This is a genomic window from Paenibacillus shenyangensis (assembly GCF_000346635.1).
Classification (GTDB): domain Bacteria; phylum Bacillota; class Bacilli; order Paenibacillales; family Paenibacillaceae; genus Saccharibacillus; species Saccharibacillus dauci.
The window spans coordinates 15,392-36,397 of sequence record NZ_AOIG01000023.1 but is presented as its reverse complement, the minus strand read 5'-3'; the positions used below and the strand labels follow the sequence as shown (position 1 = coordinate 36,397).

Sequence of the window (21,006 nt, the reverse complement as noted above, 5' to 3'; positions counted from 1 at the left end):
GCAAAATCTTAAGATAATTAAGGAGGTAGTATCATACAGCTTCTCTGCCAATAGGAGTGGGGAGAAATCCTGTGTGATGAACAACTATGGTAGAAACCTCAATATTCGTGCTATGTATTGTCGTATTCCTGGCACTGGCGTTTGATTTTATTAACGGCTTCCATGATACGGCTAATGCAATTGCCACATCGGTGTCCACCCGGGCACTGCCGCCGCGTACTGCCATTTTGATGGCTGCGATCATGAACTTCCTCGGTGCGATTACATTCACCGGTGTTGCCAAGACAATTGGCGGCAGTGTAGCCGATCCGGCGACGCTGGAAAATGGGATACCAATCGTTATAGCGACGCTGATCGCAGCGATTATCTGGAACCTCGCGACCTGGTGGTTCGGGATTCCATCCTCGTCCTCCCATGCACTGATTGGTGCATTGGCAGGAGCTGTCTTTGTCGGAGCAGGTTCAAGTTCTGTCAATTGGAGCGGATTTATCAAGATCGTCGAAGGTCTGCTATTGTCTCCGCTCATCGCTTTTGCGATTGGTTTTATCTTTATGCATATTCTGAAATGGATCTTCGCCAAGCGCAGCCCGCACTCGGTGAACAAAGGCTTCCGGACGATGCAGATTCTGACGGCAGCCCTGCAATCCTTTTCCCATGGTACGAATGATGCGCAGAAAGCAATGGGGATTATCACTTTTGCTCTCGTAGCGGCAAATGTCCAGGATCATCTGGAAGTTCCGCTCTGGGTCAAAATCTCTGCCGCGACTGCGATGGCACTCGGTACTTCTGTTGGTGGATGGAAAATCATCAAAACGATGGGTACCAAGATTTTCAAAATCGAGCCGATCAACGGATTTGCCGCTGATGCGACATCCGCGACGGTTATCTTTACAGCTACACTGACTCACCTGCCGGTAAGTACAACCCATGCGGTAACTTCCGCAATTCTCGGTGTAGGCGCCGCCAAGCGCTTCCGTGAAGTGAAATGGGGACTGGCAGGCCGGATCGTTATTGCCTGGGTAGTGACCATTCCTATTGCGGCAACACTGTCCGGAATTATTTACAAAGTCATGTTCGATCTGTTCTAAGCTTCTACTCGTATATCCGTTTGAACGATTCCGCCGTTTCTTGCGAACGGCGGTTTTTTATGCGATTCTAGCCTTATCTGATTTCCGAGAAAAGAGGTCGAACCGTGATACGTATAATGGGCGTTACGCATGAACATATGATTGTGGAAGATGTACCGCTGGAGAAAGTGAAATCCGGCGATTATTTGTGGTGCTGGGTCGATATGGATCGTCCTACCGAAGAGGAATCAGAGCTGTTGACCACCTTTTTTGACTTTCATCCGCTGGCTGTGGAAGACTGTATGCATCTGCTGCAGCGGCCCAAGATGGATTATTATACCGGTGTGGAATTTATGGTATTGCATGCGGTGAAAAGGGATACGCTGAATGTGGAAGAGGTGGATCTGTTCATTGGTGAGCATCTGCTCGTCTCCTTCCATCATCAGAAGCAGCCGGAAGTCGATTCTGCCTGGGAAAGGGTACTGAGCTATCGTACCGGCAAGCGTCCCAAATGGATGCGTGGACCGGTAGCAGCAGCGTATATTATTATCGACAAAATTGTCGACGAGTATTTCCCGTGTGTATTCGATATCGAAGATGAACTGAACGAACTGGAGAGTCTGGGACCTGATGAAGCGGTCGATGAACTGCTGGCACAGGTATTTGCTCTGCGTTCACGTCTGCTCAAGCTGCGCCGCACCGTGGTACCGATGCGCGATCTGATGTACCGGGTTGTGAACTCCCAGCATATGCAGAAGGTCGATGAGCATCATTCCTACTTTGGCGATATCTATGATCATCTGCTTAAATTATCCGATATGATCGAAGCGGACCGCGAGATGACATCGGATCTGCGTGACAGCTATATCTCGCTCAACTCGAACCGGATGAACACGATCATGAAAACACTAACGGTCATTACGACCATCTTCATGCCGTTGACACTGATTGCAGGCATTTATGGGATGAACTTTGAATTTATGCCGGAGCTGCATTGGAAATATGGTTACTTTGGCGTGCTGCTGCTAATGTTCCTGCTGGGCGGGTGCATGATGCTGCTATTCCAGCGCCGGGGATGGTTTAAATAAGCTGTACGGTAATTTTGGAAGATTTTATGAAGAAGACGTGCTGATTCTGTGATACTGTACATCGTTAACGCTTGAAAAAACAAATGGTAATCTATACAATGAAATTACATTAACCGTAGTAGGGGATGATCTAATCGTGCAACTTAAAAAACTTGATGATAAAAGTGTCGATCAATTATTCGAAGCGATCCTGACGCTCAAAAACCTGGAAGAATGTTATGTATTTTTTGATGACCTGTGCACAGTGAACGAGATTCAATCGCTGTCCCAGCGTCTGGAAGTAGCTCGTATGCTGGGCAAAGGCGCAACGTATAATCAGATCGAAGCGGAGACTGGCGCGAGTACAGCGACCATTTCCCGTGTCAAACGCTGCCTGAACTATGGTAATGACGGATACAAAATGACGCTGGAGCGTCTGGGGAGATAATCATGATGAAACCGGGTGTATTGATAATCAGTCATGGATCGCCGGACCCGACATGGATGCACTGGATTGATGATGCAGTAGCAAACACCTCCTTTCCTGCCGATCTGCCTGTAAGTTCCGTCTATCTGGACAATGTTCCGGGACGATTCATACAGGACGGGATTGATGAACTGGAGGGACAGGGAGTGACCGATCTGCTCGTTATTCCGCTGTTCGTGTCCTCCGGCAGTACACATATGGATGAGATTGCCTACGCACTGGGCGTAAAGGCAGAACCGGATCGGGAGACAGATCTGGAACCGTTTACCATTAGAGCCAATGTGCACTTTGGTTATCCGGTAGACGACGATGATGATATTGCCCATATGGTATGGGACAAGGTCAAGCATCTGTCGACTGTCCCGCAGGAGGAGACAGTACTGGTAGTTGGTCATGGCAGTATCCATGATGGATTCCGTCACCGCTGGGAAAAGGGCATCTCGTCGCTTGCCGAGCGTGTTGGACATATCAGCGGTACGGCTCATGCCGATTATGCGCTGCTGAATCCGGACAGTCTGCGTGCCAAGACCGAAGAGTGGACAAGCCGTGGCTATCGCGTGCTGATTGCGCCACTGTTCCTGAGCTCGGGCATTTTCCTGCGGTCGGTGATTCCAGGGCGTATTGAAGGGTTAAGCTATGAATATGCCGGTGAAGCGCTGCTGCCGCATCCGCGGTTGTCTCATTGGATGGAGCGTCAGGTAGAACTTCTGATGCAGCAGCTTCAGGTTGTAGAATAGGACATAGCCGGCCTGACCGGATCGGGTAGTTAGCGCTGCCTCTATGATCTGCACAACAGGCGAATCACAACAATATTAGGTGGCATGGACATGAAAAGAGCGAGGTTAATCTATAACCCGACTTCCGGTCGTGAAGAGATGAGACGCCGTCTGGCGGACATCCTGAAGCGTCTGGACGAGGGAGGCATCGAGGCCAGCTGTCATGCAACGACAGGTGAATCCGATGCGACGGTGGCTGCCATGGAAGCAATTGAACGCGGCGGTTACGATATGATCATTGCCGCTGGTGGCGATGGAACGATCTACGAAGTGATCAATGGCATGGCTGCTTACGACAACCCGCCGCCGCTGGGCATCTTCCCGCTGGGAACAACCAACGATCTATCCCGTGCGCTGGGAATCTCGCGCAACTGGGAGCAGTACTGTGATCTGGTCATCCGCCAGCAGTCGCGTCCAATCGATATCGGTAAGGTCAACGACCGTTACTTTATCAATATCGCGGGCGGTGGTTCCTTTACCGAGCTGACGTATGAGGTGCCCAGCAAGCTCAAGACAATGATTGGACAGATGGCCTATTACATGAAGGGCATCGAGAAAATGGTCAATCTGGCGCCTACCGAGCTGATTATAAGGGCTGAGGGCATGGAGACCATCCATGACCAGTTCATGATCTTCCTCGTGGCTAATACGAATTCGGTCGGCGGATTTGAAAAGCTGGCGCCGGATGCGCGGATCGACGATGGACTATTTGATGTGCTGGCAGTACGCAAGTGCAATCTGGCCGAGTTTATCCGCCTCGTCACGATGGCGCTGCGCGGTGAGCATCTGGACGATCCCAAGGTACTCTATTTCCGGACAAGCAAGCTGGATATCGAAGCCCCACGGGCGGATGAAGTCATGCTTAATCTGGATGGAGAGCTGGGCGGCAGTCTGCCGGGCCATTTTGAAGTGATGAAGCACAAGCTGCGTATCTTCGCGGATGATAAGTAACGACTGATCTAATCCGCTGCTCTCTTATCTGATGGTTATGATGGATAATGTAGAATTTAGATTTAACCAATTGTATGACTGACTCAAGCTCATAACAGCTCCTGTACACTCTATCGTTGACGTTTCTACATGGAAATGTCTCTGCCGAGTGGATGGGAGCTTTTTGCTGTTGCCAAAAATCAGAGTATAATAGATATAGTGGGGATGAACAGTATCGTCAATGACACGTAAGTACATCCAAGTATATTCAAGTACGTTCGAATACATATATTTAACTGCCTGTACGACATCTTTTGCTGTATATGCATTAGAACTCAGTATTGAAGCAGGTTAGCCAGAATCATACCTATCCAAGTGTAAAGGAGATTGAGGATTACGATGGAATACAGCAATCTATTATCAGACGAAGAGTTGAAGCAGCTCATGGAACGATATGAAGTCCCTGAATTAGAAAACTATCTGCGAGAACATCAGCGTCCAGTGGTCAAAATGGTACGCGGTGAAGGCGGCAACGGTCAGACCGGCTGTTCACGCTTTGGAGGCAGTCCAGATCTGCCAGTAGGTATGGAGTGGCCGCGAAGTCAAGGTGGCGAATGGATGACATTGGTCGCCCAGCTAAACCTGTCACAGATTACTGCGGAGATCAAGGACTCAGCTCATGGCGCAATTCCTGGATCGCTGCTTCCTGCGCAGGGTATGCTGTACTTTTTCGTAGGCCAAGACGAGCCTGCTTATAACATCGAACATCGTGTGCTGTACTGGTCAGGTATGGATACTTCGCTATTAACCTGTTATGAACCGGATGGTCTGACGATACTGGAAGAGGAAGCAGAGGAGCCGTTTTTACCTTACCAGGTGCATGCACAGGCCAGAGTTGAATTCCCGAATTACGGATATAGTGAAGTCTATAATCTGGATGATGAAGAGATTACAGAAGAGACCGCAGAAAACTATCTGCTGCTCACCGAAGAGATGGGCTGGGAACCTGAACATGTGATCGGCAAAATGCTCGGCTACGGTGATGGACAACATGGGGATCACGAGTTCGTCGCGGCATCCTATTTGCATACCGGGAAGCATACGTATAATCAGGAAAAAGACAAAAAGCGCATGATTCAGCACTTTGGTGGAGATGAACAGAAAGTGGATCAGGAGATTGATGAGATGCTGATGCTGCTTGAGGTGGACAGTGACCGGGATATTGGATTCCTCTGGTGGGATGCAGGATGTATCCATTTTTTCATTCGCAAGGAGGATCTGCTGGCAGGGAATTTTGAGCGAACGTATTGTTCGATTTACTCTAGTTAAAATAGTAATGTGCTTAAAATGTAGCTAATCCATCATCCGTTTTATATGTTGAAACGGGTGAATACATAAGGAAGCGGAAGAGAAGCAAGAGGGAAGGGCGGTGGGACATGAGTAGTTTTATTGTGTGGATGATCGTAATCAATACGCTGTTTTGGTTAGTCTGCTGCCTTGGCACAGCTCATGTGGTTCGATTCTTGCCCAAGTCCTGGTACGAAAAAAATGATTGGTTTTTTGCGGAACATTCTTTCGAAAAAAAATTATATAAAAAAATTCGCCTCGATCGGTGGAAAGATAAGCTTCCGGAAGGCGGCGGGTTATGGAAATTCCAAAAGAAAGAACTCCATGAGACACTTACTTTGGAATATACAGATCGATTCATTTTAGAAACGAAATATGGCGAAGTCGGGCATTGGTGCATGGCTGTATTGGGCTTTGCTTGCATATGGGTGAATCCAAGCAGCTATGCGAATGTCGCTCTGATTTGCGCGATCGTCAATGTGATCGTTCAAATCCCATTTTGTTTGATTCAGAGGTACAATAGGCCACGGCTGATTCGTTTGAAATCACGTTTGGCGCGTAAGAATACGCAATCACATACGACTAAGCCCCAGACCGATGCAGGTGTCTAATCAAGCCGTATCCAAGCAGAAGTCCATTTCGAATTATCTTGCGTCTTCACAATAGGATACAAGGCTAACTTATAATTGATTTTATCCAGATTGAGATGCAGCTCTTGGATGCTGCGCTCAATCTTTTTTTAGTTTGAGCATCATTTCCTTGCGGCATCCTCTTTTAAGATATATGAAGATATACCGATTAAGTGAGAAGAACGAGCTTTCTTCCCGTTACTAAAAATATACTTGATAAAAGTACCTATATTGTATTGTCACATTCGTTGGTTTTCTATACAATTTAGTAGTTGCCCATCGGGCAGTCTGAGGTAGTGACGAAGAGGCTAAGAATGACGTGTGGAAATATGGTATAGAAAATGGAGTAATGATTATGAATAAAGACCGCAAAGGCGGCAAAACATATAATTCGAATAAGCGTAAACCGGCGGCGGTGTCGGCGGCGATCGCAAATCTGCCGGTTGCCAAGAATGATGAGTTGGAGCTGGATATTGTTGGACTGACTCATGAGGGAGAAGGAGTAGGTCGCGCAGAAGGATACACTTTGTTTGTCGCGGGTGCACTGCCAGGTGAGAAGGTACAGGCTCGCGTAGTGAAGACGAAGAAGCAGTACGGATATGCCAAAATGCTGACACTACTGCAGGAGAGCCCGGATCGTGTCAGTGCGCCTTGTCCGATCTACTCCCAATGCGGCGGCTGCCAGATTCAGCATATGAACTATCATGCACAGCTAGCATGGAAACGTCAGCATGTGATCGACAATCTGCAGCGCATCGGCAAGCTGAATGTGCTGTCAGATCATGCGAACCTGCCGCAAGGAGCAGCTGGATCCGCGAGTATCACATCCGGAGCTGCCGAACAGCAGGACGGCAATACCCAACCACTTAGCGCAGCCACCGGGCAGCCAGATCCAGCAGCTTCGACACAGGGTATACGTGTCCTGCCTACACTCGGTATGAGCGAGCCATGGCGCTACCGCAACAAGGCACAGGTCCCGATGGGCGAAGAAAATGGTCGCCTCATCGGCGGATTCTATGCACGGGGAACGCACCGGATTATCGACATGCAGAGCTGCCTGATCCAGGACAACCGTAACGATCAACTGGTGAACAAAGTGAAGCAGATCGGCAGCGATCTGGGCATTCGTCCATATAACGAAGAGACCGGTGAAGGACTGCTGCGCCATGTGGTGGTCAAGGTCGGCTTCAGCACCAATGAGATGATGGTGGTGCTCGTCACCAACGGTAGCCGTCTGCCACGCCAAGAAGAATGGATTGAGCACATCCGCACCGAGATGCCGCAGGTCGCCAGCATCTGCCAGAACATCAACACCCGCCAGACAAACGTGATTTTCGGCGACGAGACGCGTGTACTGTGGGGCAGCGAAGTCATTCACGACTATATCGGCGATGTGAAATTTGCCATCTCGGCACGATCCTTTTACCAGGTGAATCCGACACAGACCGAAGTGCTGTATGAGCAGGCGGTGAAGTATGCAGGGTTAACCGGCAAAGAAACCGTTATTGACGCCTACTGTGGCATCGGCACGATCTCGCTATTTCTCGCGCAGCATGCCGAGCGTGTGTATGGCGTGGAGATTGTCAAAGAAGCGATCGAGGATGCTCGCAAGAATGCGAAGCTGAATCAGATGGATAACGTAGAGTTCGAAGTCGGCGCATCCGAGGATGTGATTCCGCGCTGGAAAGAGCAGGGGATTACGCCGGACGTCATCGTTGTCGATCCACCGCGTAAAGGGTGCGATGAGCGCCTGCTGACGACGATTCTAGAAATGCAGCCGGAGCGAGTGGTGTACGTGTCGTGCAATCCATCGACGCTGGCACGGGATTTGAAAGTGCTGGAGGATGGCGGGTATGTCACGACGGAAGTGCAGCCGGTGGATATGTTCCCGCATACGGTGCATGTGGAATCGGTGGCGGTATTAGTTCGCGAAAAATAATATACAAGTGTAAAGGTAGCCAGCTCTCTCTTTTTGAGGGAGCTTTCTTTTATGAAAAATAAGGTTCACAGTTGCATAAATTCTAATACTATAGAAATGAAGTAGCCTATACGATGCTTGGTTTGCTGCTGATAATTCTCATAACTATAAAGCGTAACCCATCAATAACTGAAAAGAAGGTGAGTACGAAATGAATCGGTATAATTGTCCCTGCTGTGGCTATCCTACATTGGAGGAGAGACGGAGTTGGGAGATTTGTTGTTTATGTAACTGGGAGGATGATGGGCAGGATGATCCTGATGCAGACCGAGTCTATGGTGGTCCTAATGAGGATTATTCTCTTACCGAAGCCCGGAAGAACTTCAAAATGCACTACACTATGTACAGGGACACACAAAGAATCCTGCAACAAACTGATAAAGAAATCCAGACAAAGAAAAGCCTGATTCATGCATTCAAGCAACTGGAAACTGCAGCAGATGCATGTATCCCATACATATGGCAGGAAATCTATTCATTTGAAAAGGTGCTAGCAGATCTTGTTCATGAAACCGTCGAAAGATACAGTAACAATATAGAGAAACATCAGAAGGTCATCCACCTGATTAATTCTGACAATCCGGATACGGTTGTAGACGGCTTGTTGTCTCTGGCATTGAGTGCAGACGATAGAGAGTTTGCCGAACAAGTGATGACCAGGTACAGTCAGCATGATAATGAAAACATAAGAGGAATAGCGATTCTTTGTTTTGGTCATATCGCAAGAATACACGGAGCAGTACATAAGGAGCGAATTATCCCGCTTATCCAAAATGCACTACATGATGAAAGTTCGTTTGTCAGAGGACATGCAGAGTCAGCACTGGAAGATATTTATATGTTCTGTCAGTAAAAAAATAAAGATAATTTCCAAAGCCTTTCGTTGAGCTCTTTCCGGTAAGCTCCATGTCATTCAAATAAATTAAATAAAGGATAATTCTATGGCCAATTCATTCTCTAATAAAAAGAAAATCCGTGGTTGGAAGCGTCGAATCAAACAGATTGAGAAATGGAAACAACGTCATATTGATCTGGATATAGAGCAGTTATACCGTAACCATAGACACTATGTAAAGTTGTGGATTGACCCATTTTACAGGTTCACCAGACGCAATCCTCCAATCTGGTATTCTCGATTAATCCTCGCGGATATGGTAGAAATCTATCAATCCTGGTCACAGCAGATGCAACGTTTGAATGAACCATTCTATCTGAAAATATGGCTCTATCATCCTAATTTTATTCATTCACAAATAGTTGTCGCTTTTCGTGAGTGCTTCGATTATTACGATAATACATTCGATAAAAGCAACGAGTATAAAGTATTTCCTTCACATCGGTACAAGAGCATATCTGGTCTTCAGGAATTTAAATGGGAACTTGCAATAGATTCAGTTGATTACTGGCTTTCTGATTTACAAGAGGATATTGGAATGGGGATTAGAACCGATAAGGATATTGAGGCTATTAAAAATAAAGCATACAAGTGTGAAACTGTACAATTAGGTATCAGTGAGGATACTGTTTATAAGGTTAGAGTAGGTGATGTTTGGTTAGGCGATATTAGATAACAAATGAAAAAGTAAAAAATGCTCGGACTTTTTTTACCTTTGTTAAATTGGTAAGGGTGATCTTCAACATACTAAGCTATATGGATTGGTTAGCAACCGGTCGTGAGAACTATGTTAGTCGAAATCGATGGTTTTTTTCAACAAGTTATAGTTTGGGGGCGGAAATGCAACCAATATGAGCTGAATACAATGTATTATCATGCATTAACACGAGTCACACATATTGAAGAACTGGCCAAAGTATTCTGTGATCTCTATGATTTTGAGATAGTGCCGTATTCAGCAGATCTGCGAGTAGATTTTGTGATCGATACCGATATTAACCACATTTATTCTCCTAGATAAAAAAGTCCCTGACCAATTCAGTCAGGGACTTTTTTTACAGTGATCTTGCTAAACCCCAAAGATTCAAAATATTCTCTAAAGTGTTGGTAGAAACTGTTGCTTGAGTATAAGGTACCTCAGTTTATTTGGAAGAAGCAGATTTTTCCGACTCTCCTGCTTCGCGACCACTGTGCTGGATCGAATCAGGAATAAATAGATTGCGACCCGGCAGTTGATTTTCCCACATGATCGAATTGTACAGACGTTCTGGATCGATCAGGGGAGAACCTCCATTAATACGCGGAATCTTCATTAGATCCGTATCACGGGTAGCCAGTCCAAGCTCGGTTGTAAAGGCATAACGGATGCCTACATCTTGAGCCACTTTTTCCACTTCGGGTGTATGCAATCCGTAAGGATAAGCAAAGGTATTCACGACATGAGGCGTAAGCGGGCGAAGTGCTTCTACACATCGTCTGAGATCATTTTCGATACGTGCGAGATAATGTTCATGAGTCTCGGTGACGCCATCTTTCACCGATGGAGCGGTAAGTGCATCGGTGGTATCACTTGTTTTGTAGTGCAATTTGTTAGTGTGTGCTTGTACTTCCATATTAGGATCTGAGCGGGTCATATTTTGGATTTCGGCTTTGGTCATATGGGGAGTTGCCACCAGAGCACCTTTGCTAAAATCTCCTGTAATGACAAAGCTAACGCCCGGAATATGGCGCTGTTTCATAATCGGATAAGCAGTGGTATAGAAATTCTCATACCCATCGTCAAATGTGACCAGTACCGCATTATCCGGTACTTTGCCGCCTTCCATAAAAAGACGGAATTGTTCAAGCGAAATGAAATTCATATCTTTGGAACGCAAATAATCCAATTGAGCAGCAAACAGCGCAGGGGTAATAATATCTCCACCCTGCTTGACCGGATCGATATCGTGATACATCAATACAGCCACTTTGTGCTGATAACGATCTTTTTTGGCAATCGAAGCAAATTGTTCTACAGGCGGAAGCTGATTTGCGGATAAAGGTTGATTTACTACGTTGTTAGAAGCTCCCTGAATAGAATCTCCTATGCGATTGGCTTGCGCAGTAGTAAAGGATGAAAATAAATCATGATCGGAATACAGTGCCATCAGGATAAGCGCCATGGCTATAGCTGTTACTAGGCCGGTAATGACAAACACAGATATTTTGAATAACTTCATACATAGACCATCCTTTGCCAGAAAGTAAGAGGCGTCAATAGACGTAATATCGGAAAATAGAGAGTAGGAGATAACAGTTACGCAGTACAAATAGTGAAAGAAGTAGACTTTGTACCTTTTTAATATCATACCAACCATTTTATGGTAACCTATAGCTGCAAGTTATTCCCAAACCTGAAAGGAGTGATGGGTTTTGAAAAGCGTAACTAATCCAAATTACATAGTGATGAGAGGGCTGTCCTCTTAGTGAAATGCAGTCCTCTCATGGCTAACGGGAGGAAAAAACGAAATGATGAAATTAAGCAATATGGTCAAAGGCTTGTCCGGGGATGCTATCGCCCAGGAGCTTATCCAGCATTGGGAACATGACGAGAGCAGCTTGTTATTCTGGCGCGCCAGTTCCAACTTTGTATATGCGTTCGAGCACAAGCAGATACGATACTTTTTGCGATTCAGTTCGGATCAGGAACATTCTATTGGGCAGATTACGGCAGAGCTTGAATACATGGAGTATCTGTTGTCCCATAACTATCCTTGTGTTGCTCCGATTCGTTCTGTACATGGCAGATACGTGGAGACGCTGGCACATGATGGAGGAACCTATTTTGCTGTTGTATTTCAGGCAGCTGCAGGGGCTGCTCTGGATGAGGATATTACCGAAATGCAGTGTGAAGATTGGGGGAGATCGCTTGCCACTCTGCACCAGCTAGCCATGTCGTATCAACCTATTCAGGTGGCAAGGTGGAGCTGGCAGGATATCCTGCAAAACATAGACACGGTATTACAGGCTCATCCGGATGAAAAGGAAGCTGTAGAAGAGCTGCGTATACTGACAGCACAGCTACATTCTTTGCCAATCTCCAGCAACAATTTCGGTTTAATCCATTATGATTTTCAGCTGGACAATCTGTTCTATCAAGAGAATCGTCGCTTGTTTACCGTGATTGATTTCGATGATGCGTTCTACAGCTGGTATGTGCAGGATTTGGTTACAGCGCTGCATGATTTTCTGGACGATAATATGAATCTGGACCATTCGCAAGTGAAGTCCTTTCTGCAAGGATACCGCTTGGTTCGTCCGCTCAGTGACGAAGATATGAGAGCGCTACCCTATTTGCAGCGGTTCATGAAGTTGTATCAATTCTCGAAATTGCTATGGTCGCTGGAAGGTTCGGATGTAGCAGATGCCCCGGAGTGGCTAGAGGATCTGAAAATCAAGCTTGTCCGTGCCAGAGATCGATTGAGACAGGGATTCTGAGAATAAGCAATTAGCTTCTTTCATTTAACATAAAGAATTCAACCGATCTGCCTATAGGGGTAAAATTGATATAGTAGCGGCGGCAAGTAGGAGTGTAACTGCCTGTTCAACGAGAAGCAAAGCTGGTACATCAGCTTTATTTGCATAACTGCTCATTCCATTCAGAAAGGATGAACTACATTGAAAAGACTCGACGGAAAAACGGCGTTAATCACAGGAGGAGCGTCCGGCATCGGCCTGGCATCCGGTATTCGTTTTGCACGGGAGGGGGCGAATGTAATTCTGACAGACATTACTGAAGCTCGCAAAGAGGAGATCGTCTCACAGGTAGAAGCAGCAGGCGGCAAAGCCCTCTTCCTCAAGCATGATGTCACCCTGGAAGAGGATTGGCAGCATGTATTCAAGCAAGCAGAAGAGACATTTGGACAGGTCGATATCGTGATGAATAATGCGGGCATCGGGCTGCAGGGTAACGTGGAGGAGACTAGCTATTCCGATTGGAAAAAAGTGATCGACGTCAATCTGAATGGCGTCTTCCTCGGAACCAAATATGGAGTGATTCATATGAAAGAGCATGGCGGATCGATTATTAATATTTCCTCGATCGAAGGTCTGATCGGTGATCCGCGTATCGCGGCTTACAATGCCAGCAAAGGCGGCGTACGCATACTGACCAAGTCGGCTGCATTGCATGCGGCTCCGTACAAGATCCGTGTGAACAGCATCCATCCGGGATATATCAACACACCGATGATCGGCGAAGATCCAGAGACGTTGAAGTATCTGATTTCACTGCATCCGATGGGGCATCTTGGAGAAGCCGAGGATGTGGCCAATATGGCGCTGTTCCTTGCTTCGGACGAGTCCAAATTTTCAACGGGTTCGGAGTTTGTGGTAGACGGGGGATATACGGCGCAGTAATAGATGATGTCAGAGGCGAGTTGCAGGAATGCGACTGACTTTGGCAAAGGATATCTAAAGGAAATGTATCCAAAATAGATTCTATTTGGCGAGTCGGATTGGATGAATATCGGATTAGATGAATAATAGATACTTATCAAAAAAACAGCAATCGATATCCGATTGCTGTTTTTTGATGGAATTACAGGACGGACCAATTCTGTGCATACCAAGAGATACTAGGGGCAATATAGACCATAGGATATTGGCTTAACAGCGTCGCTCTGTTTATTTCAGTTGTTCTTCTTCCGGTATATTGAAGATACCCTGTTGGCTTTGTTCGGGTGTAGCGGTTGGTAGTTCTGTCATTTTGCCGTTTTTATCGATGATTCCATAATGGAATGCTCCCGGAAGAGAGAAAGCAAAGTAGACTCCACCTGTCGGAATCGATGGCATTTTGCCTTTGGAATCTATTATTTTATAGGGAACAATAGGCAGATTCGTATTTTTGACTTGTTGCTTCAGATCCACTTTTGCGGACCACAGCAGCTCGGCATGATTGTTAATAATACGATAGTAATTCACGATATCCATATGTTGTTTGAAGAACTCGTCTACTTTATTTTTGGGAAAGTAGGTCGTATACAGCATATTGTCGCCTGTCTCTGGTGTCTCCAGCAAGGTGCCTGTTTTGTCGACTGCGGGAAAACGAATCGCAGCGTTACGTGCTGTAGCGGTGTCGCTGGATTGAAGCTGTTTGGCCAGTGTGGCTGATGGCTTGGCGACATATACAGCGTGCTGCTCTGCATTCCAATATGCATAAGCATCAGCCGCAGATGTAATAAAGCGGATCGGAACTATGATGCGTCCATTTTTCATTTCGGCTGCGCTGGTCAGCTTAACCTGGTGTCCGATAATGGTGGCTGTAGTGGAACCTGCTTTCAGTGTAGATTTCTGTCCGCTGTTGTTGACAGTGACAATTTTACTGTTGTTGTTCCAGGAAATCTGAACATCCGGGATTGTTTTGATCGCGTTTAGCGGTACCAGGGTAGCTCCATCCCGGATGTAGGGTGTTACATCTACGTTGGCCATTTCATTATTGACGATGATGGAGATATCATCCTTTGAACCGGCAGCATGGGCATTGCTCATACCAGCACAGCTGCCTGCGAGCAGGGCGACAGCAAGTGATGAAGTCAGAATAGCTTTGGTCAATCGTTTCATAATTCGGATTCTCCTTTGATTGGGTGGAATAAACTACATAAAAAAAACTGCAATTTGAATAATACTGGATAAAAATCATTTATTTCACAACTTTTATCATGCAATAACGTTTTACATTTAGCAAGCTGGGCAGCTTATCGTACTAGGATTGCTTCTAATGCAATTCGACGTGCACGATAAGGCTGGCATAATATCCCTGATTGGAGGAGAGTCTTATTTCGAAGAGGGAGATCATTCTGTGATTTTCTCTGATAAAGTATAGCTGTATAACGGCATAGCTACTTTCGTATTCTACTGAAAATAGAGTCTATGTAACTTAAAACCGAGGTGTAAAATGAAAAATTCAATAATGCTGTTACTGTTTAGTATGATTTTGATTTTTCTGATCCCCACACAGACTGATGCAGCGGCAAATCAAACCCGGATCGTTTTGGATGGTCAGGAACTGAGTCTACCCCAGGATGTCGGAGTCGTTAATATGCAAAATAATATTATGATTCCAATCCGTGTAGTCGCCGAAAATTTGAAGTTTCAAGTAAATTGGGATCAAGCTACACAAAATGTACATATTCAGCAAGGATCTAAAACCGTTTCATTAACAGTAGGCAAAAATGCAGCCTCTGTAGGTAACAAGACAGTAAAGCTCGGAGTAGCTCCCCAGATCATCCAAAATACAGTTTTTGTTCCTTTGCGTTTTGTTAGTGAAGCGATGGGGCTGGGAGTAGAGTGGAACAATAGCGATAAAATCGTAACTTTAGCCAGTCTGGTCAGCAGTACACCTGATACACCGCTGCCTGATAATGGGAGTGCAGCAGCAACGAACTCGATTCATGAGATCAATTATGTGAATAATCAACTGGTCGTCTCACTGGATCGCGAGATTAATCCGGTGATTACAGAGCTCAAAAATCCGGAGCGTCTTGTCTTGGATTTTCCGGCTACCAACTTTGGCAATATGGAAAACGCACCTTCTCCAGGAGCGATAGCAAGACTCGATACGAGCGATTCTCCCAATGTGAAGGAAATACGTTATTCCCTGTATCAAAACAATCCTGCCCAGGTTCGTGTGGTTATGGAACTGAACAATGTCAGCTCTGTTCATTACCAACCGCAGACCAGTACCGGCAAGTTTATTCTTGATCTGGACATGGTCAATGATTCCGGTTCTACCCTCCCGGTAGACAACGGAAAAAAAATAGTCGTTATTGATGCAGGTCATGGAGGCACAGATCCAGGGACAATAAGTATCACACAAAAACATGAGAAAGACTTTACCCTTGCGCTAAGTCTTAAAGTGCAGGCTCTTTTACAAAATGAACCTGGTATAGAAGTGGTTATGACTCGTGAGACAGATGTCTACCCTACCAGACCGGAACGGGTGAAGCTGGCTAATGATCTGAAGGCAGATGTATTTGTATCCATACATGCCAACAGCGTCCTGGCTTCTCCCCAGGCAAAAGGAACAGAGACGTATTATTATCAGCGCGAGAGCAGCAAGGAATTAGCCAATTGTATTCATGAAAAATTGATTCAGGCTTTGGGATTTACGGATCGCGGAGTTAAAAATCAAAATTTTCAGGTTATTCGGGAAACCACGATGGCGGCTGTCCTCCTGGAAATTGGATTCTTGAGCAACAAAGAAGAGGAAGAAGCCATGATGTCAGAAGACAATCAGAATAAAGCGGCACAAGCGATTGTGGATGGCATCAAAGAATATCTGGAATTATAGAATACGAATTAAATAAAGAGGATGTGGATTATGAAAAAAGGAATTTATCTGGCGATCATCATATGCGCTCTGAGCGTACTCGCCCTCGGTTGCGAGAGTAAGCCTGCTGCCACTACCGTTCAAGGTTCTGATCCTGCAACGAATAAGCCGGCACCGGCAGATACCAAGGACAATCAAGAAGAGAAGTCCCAGGAGATCAAAGTGTATTATTCGGATGTTCAAGTCATGCAATTGGAACCACATACACAGACCATTACGTTTAAAGAGGATTCGGAGAAATACAGTGCAGCTTATGCAGCTCTCCAGCAGAGCGATCAAAAAGAGCTTATTCCTTTGTGGGAGAATATTGACTTGCTCTCCGCCAAGTTGGAGCAAGGGACATTGACACTGGATGTGCATATTCCGGATAAAGCACGCATGGGATCTTCCGGAGAGATTCTGGCGCTCGATGCTTTGAAAAAGACCTTTTTTCAATTTGACGAAGTAAAAAATATTCAGCTGCTGGTTGATGGAAAACAGACGGACAGTTTGATGGGGCAAGCAGAGCTGGAAAATCCGCTCACTCGTGAATAGAGGAATACCAAAGCAGCCGACACTCCCTGGAGAATCGGCTGCTTTTTTGTTCAATAATAAGGCTGACTGAATAATGATTTTACCTGTTTGCCACAGAGATAGCCTATCTATATCCAACTTTACAGATCAATCTTCCAGCTGCCCATCTTCTTGGCAACTTCCGGATCGAGGTAGGACAGGAACAGACTCTTGCCTGTATCCAGAGACGCGATCTGCCGAATATCCTCTGCATCCAACTCAAAATCGAAAATATCAAAGTTCTCGATAATGCGTTCTTTTCGAACAGATTTGGGAATGACTACTATGTCACGCTGTACCATCCAGCGCAGCACAATCTGGGCGACCGATTTGTTGTGTCTGGCTGCAATAGCGACCAGTACGTCGTTACCGAACATATTGTTCAACCCTTCGGCAAATGGAGCCCATGACTGATGATATACGCCATGCTCTTTCAGGAAGGCAGCACTCTCGTTTTGCTGGTAAAAAGGATGCGTCTCGATCTGGTTCACTGCGGGAGTAATATCGTTGTTCATGATAAGGTCCATGAGCCGGTCAGGCAGGAAGTTGCTGACACCGATCGCTCTGATCTTTCCTTGATGGTACAGCTCCTCCATCGCGCGCCAGGCACCATAGTAATCGCCGAACGGCTGGTGAATCAGATACAGATCAAGGTAGTCCAGCTGCAGCTTTTGCATAGAACGGGCAAAGGCTTGTTGGGTCTTCTTGTAGCCGGCATCCTGCACCCACAACTTGGTCGTCACAAACAGCTGCTCTCTCGGGATACCACTGCGCTTGATCGCACGTCCGACCGCTTCCTCATTCACATAACCAGCAGCCGTATCGATCAGGCGATAACCTGCCATCAGAGCTTCATATACCGCATTCTCGCATTCTTCAGCATCCGGCACCTGATATACCCCAAAGCCGATAATTGGCATTTCTATACCGTTGTTTAATGTAACAGTCTGCATCATTATTCCTCCCGAATGGTAAAAGTAAAAGATATGCTGCCGCGCAGTTCGTCATCGATCTGGTCGATAGACTTCCATTTATCAGCGGCTTGCATTACAGTAAGCCTAATACCTTCGTCTTACACGAAGGCAAGAGGAAGATGAAAATTTATTTTTTGGGAGGGAATTCCATGTATACGGTCAAAGATGCTGCACAGATCACAGGGCTTACCGAGCATGCGATCCGCTTTTATACAGATAAAGGGCTGGTACCCAGCGTACAGCGTAATCAGAATAATATTCGACTATTCGACGAGCAATCGATCAACTGGTTGCATGGTATCCGGTGCCTCAAGCAATCCGGCATGTCGATTGAAACGATTAAAATGTACGTTGATCTCTGCCTCGAAGGCGATACGACGATTCAGCAGCGTTATGAGCTTATGATGGAGCACAAAGAATCGGCGAAGATCAAACTGGAAGAAGCACAGCGGCATATTGCTCATTTGGAAGAGAAAACCGAACTGTATCAGACCATCCTGAAGGGCGCTTCTCTCGACATGATGAATCCCCGGAATTGGGACCGTATTCAGCATATGCACAGTGATGTATTTTATGCTTCTTCTACAGGAAGTGTTGAGAAACAACATAAGGCATAAGCAATTAATGAATGTACTCGCGTGCATGCTTCTAATTATATGTCCATTATGGCGATACACAGAGTCCAAGCAAACAGGAGGGAATGCGTTGGTAAAGTTTATTTACAATGAAGATGCCGGTTATCTGGAAGTCCCGCTGCATCAATTAGCCAAAGGCGTTCAATACATGGATCAACAAGATATTCATCATTTGAAGATCATCCCTATCCCAAAAGATACAAATCATTCAGGGACCAAGCTGGATCTTGCTCCGCTAGCCAACAAACCGTATATTTACTTCCTGACGATAGATGAAGAGATTCCATTAAAAAAAATATCTCTGGAACCGCTCTATTCTCTGCCTCATCTCCGACATCTCAGTCTCGCTTATGTCAAAGATCGACTGGATTTCTCGCGGCTTCAAGGACTACATACTCTCTATATTACGAGAGCTGACGGAGAGATTGAACTGATCGACATTCCTAACTTACAGCATCTCTTGCTGGCAGGAACTAAAAATAAAGACTGCCGCTGTCTGAGTTCGCTATCTTCTCTTATCAGCCTACGAATCAGCAGCAGTAGTATAGAAACTCTAACCGGTATAGATTCACTGCAAATGCTGGAATCTCTGCAGATTACTCACAGCCCGCGGCTCGCTGATCTGGAGGGGCTTAATGAATGCACATATCTCGCCGAATTATACATAGAGAAATGTAAACGAATAACCGACTATACTGTATTAAAGGGTAATACATCGATTCGGCAATTATTTCTGTCGGATATCCAAACGCTCTCTTTTGTACCGCATATGATCAATCTGAAAACCATCCGTTTCTGGGATGTACAGGACGGAGAGCTGAGCTTTTTGCTGCAATCGCCTACGCTTGAGCAGGTGGACTTTTTCCCGCAAAAGAAAAAGTATACCTTTACCAAAGAAGCTATCAATATAGCGCTTACTAATAGAGATATACCTGATGAATTAGCCAAAAGAAGAAATTAACCTTCTGTTTTGGCTATGCAATCTAGTATAATGATGGAGGTCTATATCGTTACCTTGTATGTATAGTGCTTACTGCTGTATATTTTTTGGCAGCTAACGTAGTACCATACGCAAGACATGCAGAGCAGGTACTGCTATCTGCATCTGCTTTATCCTACGATTTCCAAATTTAATAGCCGTCTAAATATAAATACAGAATGAAGACTTACAGCTATATACCATGAAAGGATTTTTAAAATGACAGACAATTTTTGGCGTGAATTACCAAAGCCTTTTTTCATACTGGCACCGATGGAGGATGTGACGGATGTTGTTTTTCGTCATGTTGTGAGTGAAGCGGCCAGACCGGATGTATTTTTTACTGAATTTGCGAATACGGAGAGCTATTGTCACCCGGAAGGGCACCATAGTGTACGCGGCCGGCTCATGTTCACCGAGGATGAACAGCCGATTGTGGCGCATATCTGGGGAGACAAACCGGAATATTTCCGCCAGATGAGTATTGGTATGGCAGAGCAGGGGTTCAAGGGAATCGATATCAATATGGGCTGTCCGGTACCGAATGTGGCCGAAAATGGCAAAGGCAGCGGATTGATCTGCCGTCCAGAGCTGGCAGCAGAGATTATTCAGGCAGCCAAGGCTGGCGGGTTGCCGGTCAGTGTAAAGACGCGTCTTGGTTTTACGGAAGTCGAGGAATGGCGAGGTTGGCTAACGCATATCCTGAAGCAGGACATTGTCAACCTGTCGATTCATCTGCGGACGCGAGACGAGATGAGTAAGGTTCCTGCGCACTGGGAGCTGATTCCAGAGATCAAGCAGCTTCGGGATGAGATTGCGCCCAATACATTGCTAACTATTAACGGAGATATTATGGATCGTAATGCAGGGCTGGAACTGGCTGAGAAGTATAGCGTCGATGGCGTGATGATTGGGCGCGGGATATTCAGTAATCCGTTTGCGTTTGAACAAGAAGCCAGAGAGCACAGCAGTACAGAACTGCTGGATCTACTCAGACTGCATATGGATCTGCATGACAAGTACTCAGCCGTTGAACCTCGTTCATTCAAGCCTTTGCCGCGTTTCTTCAAAATCTATGTTCGCGGTTTCCGCGGAGCGGGTGAGCTGCGCAATGAACTGATGAGTGCGAGATCCACGGATGAAGTGCGAGCGATGCTGGATGATTTTTTGGCAAAACAAATGGAGATAGTGGAAGAAAGCTGAGATTTATTATCGAAGTTTTATATGAGCACTAAAATACTGTTAATTAATTGCTTGTATAACATTAAGGTATAAATTAATTTTTTTTACAGAAAAAGACGATAATTAATTATCGTCTTTT

At 45.8% G+C, this 21,006-nt stretch carries 20 protein-coding genes; 17 read left to right on the top strand and 3 right to left on the bottom strand.

Annotated elements, in window-relative coordinates:
* Nucleotides 1-86: 86 nt before the first annotated feature.
* From H065_RS0118325 to H065_RS0118280, 10 genes are all read left to right on the top strand, one after another.
* Complete coding sequence (locus H065_RS0118325) at nucleotides 87-1,088, top strand: inorganic phosphate transporter (protein ID WP_017814544.1); 1,002 nt, start codon at nucleotides 87-89, stop codon at nucleotides 1,086-1,088.
* Between the two features lie 104 nt (nucleotides 1,089-1,192).
* On the top strand, nucleotides 1,193-2,155 hold the full coding sequence (gene corA / locus H065_RS0118320) for a magnesium/cobalt transporter CorA (RefSeq protein ID WP_026136325.1): 963 nt from the start codon (nucleotides 1,193-1,195) through the stop codon (nucleotides 2,153-2,155).
* Between the two features lie 136 nt (nucleotides 2,156-2,291).
* Nucleotides 2,292-2,582, top strand: coding sequence for a YerC/YecD family TrpR-related protein (locus tag H065_RS0118315; RefSeq protein WP_017814542.1), 291 nt, complete (start codon nucleotides 2,292-2,294; stop codon nucleotides 2,580-2,582).
* A 2-nt stretch (nucleotides 2,583-2,584) separates the two neighbouring features.
* On the top strand, nucleotides 2,585-3,358 hold the full coding sequence (locus H065_RS0118310) for a sirohydrochlorin chelatase (RefSeq protein ID WP_026136324.1): 774 nt from the start codon (nucleotides 2,585-2,587) through the stop codon (nucleotides 3,356-3,358).
* 90 nt (nucleotides 3,359-3,448) lie between these two features.
* On the top strand, nucleotides 3,449-4,348 hold the full coding sequence (locus H065_RS0118305) for a diacylglycerol kinase (protein ID WP_017814540.1): 900 nt from the start codon (nucleotides 3,449-3,451) through the stop codon (nucleotides 4,346-4,348).
* 378 nt (nucleotides 4,349-4,726) lie between these two features.
* Complete coding sequence (locus H065_RS0118300; RefSeq protein WP_017814539.1) at nucleotides 4,727-5,656, top strand: YwqG family protein; 930 nt, start codon at nucleotides 4,727-4,729, stop codon at nucleotides 5,654-5,656.
* A gap of 107 nt (nucleotides 5,657-5,763) precedes the next feature.
* Nucleotides 5,764-6,285, top strand: coding sequence for a glycosyl-4,4'-diaponeurosporenoate acyltransferase CrtO family protein (locus H065_RS0118295; protein WP_017814538.1), 522 nt, complete (start codon nucleotides 5,764-5,766; stop codon nucleotides 6,283-6,285).
* Between the two features lie 373 nt (nucleotides 6,286-6,658).
* On the top strand, nucleotides 6,659-8,242 hold the full coding sequence (gene rlmD / locus H065_RS0118290; protein WP_017814537.1) for a 23S rRNA (uracil(1939)-C(5))-methyltransferase RlmD: 1,584 nt from the start codon (nucleotides 6,659-6,661) through the stop codon (nucleotides 8,240-8,242).
* A 190-nt stretch (nucleotides 8,243-8,432) separates the two neighbouring features.
* Nucleotides 8,433-9,134 carry a CPCC family cysteine-rich protein gene (locus H065_RS0118285; protein ID WP_017814536.1) on the top strand — a complete coding sequence of 234 codons (702 nt, stop codon included), beginning with the start codon at nucleotides 8,433-8,435 and terminating at the stop codon, nucleotides 9,132-9,134.
* Between the two features lie 88 nt (nucleotides 9,135-9,222).
* The gene (locus tag H065_RS0118280) at nucleotides 9,223-9,852 is read left to right on the top strand and encodes a hypothetical protein (RefSeq protein ID WP_017814535.1); all 630 of its coding nucleotides are present in this window, start codon (nucleotides 9,223-9,225) and stop codon (nucleotides 9,850-9,852) included.
* Nucleotides 9,853-10,318: 466 nt separating this feature from the next.
* Here the strand turns inward: H065_RS0118280 and H065_RS26330 are convergent, their stop codons facing one another.
* Complete coding sequence (locus tag H065_RS26330; protein WP_017814533.1) at nucleotides 10,319-11,395, bottom strand: polysaccharide deacetylase family protein; 1,077 nt, start codon at nucleotides 11,393-11,395, stop codon at nucleotides 10,319-10,321.
* A 289-nt stretch (nucleotides 11,396-11,684) separates the two neighbouring features.
* Here H065_RS26330 and H065_RS0118265 point away from each other — a divergent pair, with 289 nt between their 5' ends.
* Together H065_RS0118265 and H065_RS0118260 are read left to right on the top strand one after the other, a co-directional pair.
* On the top strand, nucleotides 11,685-12,653 hold the full coding sequence (locus H065_RS0118265; RefSeq protein WP_017814532.1) for a phosphotransferase enzyme family protein: 969 nt from the start codon (nucleotides 11,685-11,687) through the stop codon (nucleotides 12,651-12,653).
* 180 nt (nucleotides 12,654-12,833) lie between these two features.
* Nucleotides 12,834-13,574, top strand: a complete 741-nt coding sequence (locus tag H065_RS0118260; protein WP_017814531.1) for a glucose 1-dehydrogenase — start codon at nucleotides 12,834-12,836, stop codon at nucleotides 13,572-13,574.
* Nucleotides 13,575-13,841: 267 nt separating this feature from the next.
* On the opposite strand, the gene H065_RS0118255 is transcribed toward H065_RS0118260, so the two are convergent.
* Nucleotides 13,842-14,777, bottom strand: a complete 936-nt coding sequence (locus tag H065_RS0118255; RefSeq protein ID WP_017814530.1) for a copper amine oxidase N-terminal domain-containing protein — start codon at nucleotides 14,775-14,777, stop codon at nucleotides 13,842-13,844.
* A 367-nt stretch (nucleotides 14,778-15,144) separates the two neighbouring features.
* On the opposite strand from H065_RS0118255, the gene H065_RS0118245 reads away from it, so the two are divergent.
* Complete coding sequence (locus tag H065_RS0118245) at nucleotides 15,145-16,506, top strand: N-acetylmuramoyl-L-alanine amidase family protein (protein WP_238557988.1); 1,362 nt, start codon at nucleotides 15,145-15,147, stop codon at nucleotides 16,504-16,506.
* 30 nt (nucleotides 16,507-16,536) lie between these two features.
* Nucleotides 16,537-17,079 carry a GerMN domain-containing protein gene (locus tag H065_RS0118240; RefSeq protein ID WP_017814527.1) on the top strand — a complete coding sequence of 181 codons (543 nt, stop codon included), beginning with the start codon at nucleotides 16,537-16,539 and terminating at the stop codon, nucleotides 17,077-17,079.
* A gap of 119 nt (nucleotides 17,080-17,198) precedes the next feature.
* Here the strand turns inward: H065_RS0118240 and H065_RS0118235 are convergent, their stop codons facing one another.
* The gene (locus H065_RS0118235) at nucleotides 17,199-18,050 is read right to left on the bottom strand and encodes an aldo/keto reductase (protein WP_017814526.1); all 852 of its coding nucleotides are present in this window, start codon (nucleotides 18,048-18,050) and stop codon (nucleotides 17,199-17,201) included.
* 170 nt (nucleotides 18,051-18,220) lie between these two features.
* Here H065_RS0118235 and H065_RS0118230 point away from each other — a divergent pair, with 170 nt between their 5' ends.
* The 3 genes from H065_RS0118230 to H065_RS0118220 all read left to right on the top strand — a co-directional run bounded on the left by H065_RS0118230 (nucleotide 18,221) and on the right by H065_RS0118220 (nucleotide 20,888).
* The gene (locus H065_RS0118230; protein ID WP_017814525.1) at nucleotides 18,221-18,688 is read left to right on the top strand and encodes a MerR family transcriptional regulator; all 468 of its coding nucleotides are present in this window, start codon (nucleotides 18,221-18,223) and stop codon (nucleotides 18,686-18,688) included.
* A gap of 88 nt (nucleotides 18,689-18,776) precedes the next feature.
* Nucleotides 18,777-19,667, top strand: coding sequence for a hypothetical protein (locus H065_RS26325; RefSeq protein WP_017814524.1), 891 nt, complete (start codon nucleotides 18,777-18,779; stop codon nucleotides 19,665-19,667).
* A 237-nt stretch (nucleotides 19,668-19,904) separates the two neighbouring features.
* On the top strand, nucleotides 19,905-20,888 hold the full coding sequence (locus H065_RS0118220; RefSeq protein WP_017814523.1) for a tRNA dihydrouridine synthase: 984 nt from the start codon (nucleotides 19,905-19,907) through the stop codon (nucleotides 20,886-20,888).
* Nucleotides 20,889-21,006 lie beyond the last annotated feature (118 nt).

Bases quoted from the DNA above. Each gene is read 5' to 3' on its own strand.
- H065_RS0118325 (WP_017814544.1), top strand. From the start codon at position 87: ATGGTAGAAACCTCAATATTCGTGCTATGTATTGTCGTATTCCTGGCA.
- H065_RS0118310 (WP_026136324.1), top strand. From the start codon at position 2,585: ATGATGAAACCGGGTGTATTGATAATCAGTCATGGATCGCCGGACCCG.
- H065_RS0118305 (WP_017814540.1), top strand. From the start codon at position 3,449: ATGAAAAGAGCGAGGTTAATCTATAACCCGACTTCCGGTCGTGAAGAG.
- H065_RS0118300 (WP_017814539.1), top strand. From the start codon at position 4,727: ATGGAATACAGCAATCTATTATCAGACGAAGAGTTGAAGCAGCTCATG.
- H065_RS0118295 (WP_017814538.1), top strand. From the start codon at position 5,764: ATGAGTAGTTTTATTGTGTGGATGATCGTAATCAATACGCTGTTTTGG.
- rlmD (WP_017814537.1), top strand. From the start codon at position 6,659: ATGAATAAAGACCGCAAAGGCGGCAAAACATATAATTCGAATAAGCGT.
- H065_RS0118285 (WP_017814536.1), top strand. From the start codon at position 8,433: ATGAATCGGTATAATTGTCCCTGCTGTGGCTATCCTACATTGGAGGAG.
- H065_RS0118280 (WP_017814535.1), top strand. From the start codon at position 9,223: ATGGCCAATTCATTCTCTAATAAAAAGAAAATCCGTGGTTGGAAGCGT.
- H065_RS26330 (WP_017814533.1), bottom strand. From the start codon at position 11,395: ATGAAGTTATTCAAAATATCTGTGTTTGTCATTACCGGCCTAGTAACA.
- H065_RS0118265 (WP_017814532.1), top strand. From the start codon at position 11,685: ATGATGAAATTAAGCAATATGGTCAAAGGCTTGTCCGGGGATGCTATC.
- H065_RS0118255 (WP_017814530.1), bottom strand. From the start codon at position 14,777: ATGAAACGATTGACCAAAGCTATTCTGACTTCATCACTTGCTGTCGCC.
- H065_RS0118245 (WP_238557988.1), top strand. From the start codon at position 15,145: ATGATTTTGATTTTTCTGATCCCCACACAGACTGATGCAGCGGCAAAT.
- H065_RS0118240 (WP_017814527.1), top strand. From the start codon at position 16,537: ATGAAAAAAGGAATTTATCTGGCGATCATCATATGCGCTCTGAGCGTA.
- H065_RS0118235 (WP_017814526.1), bottom strand. From the start codon at position 18,050: ATGCAGACTGTTACATTAAACAACGGTATAGAAATGCCAATTATCGGC.
- H065_RS0118230 (WP_017814525.1), top strand. From the start codon at position 18,221: ATGTATACGGTCAAAGATGCTGCACAGATCACAGGGCTTACCGAGCAT.
- H065_RS0118220 (WP_017814523.1), top strand. From the start codon at position 19,905: ATGACAGACAATTTTTGGCGTGAATTACCAAAGCCTTTTTTCATACTG.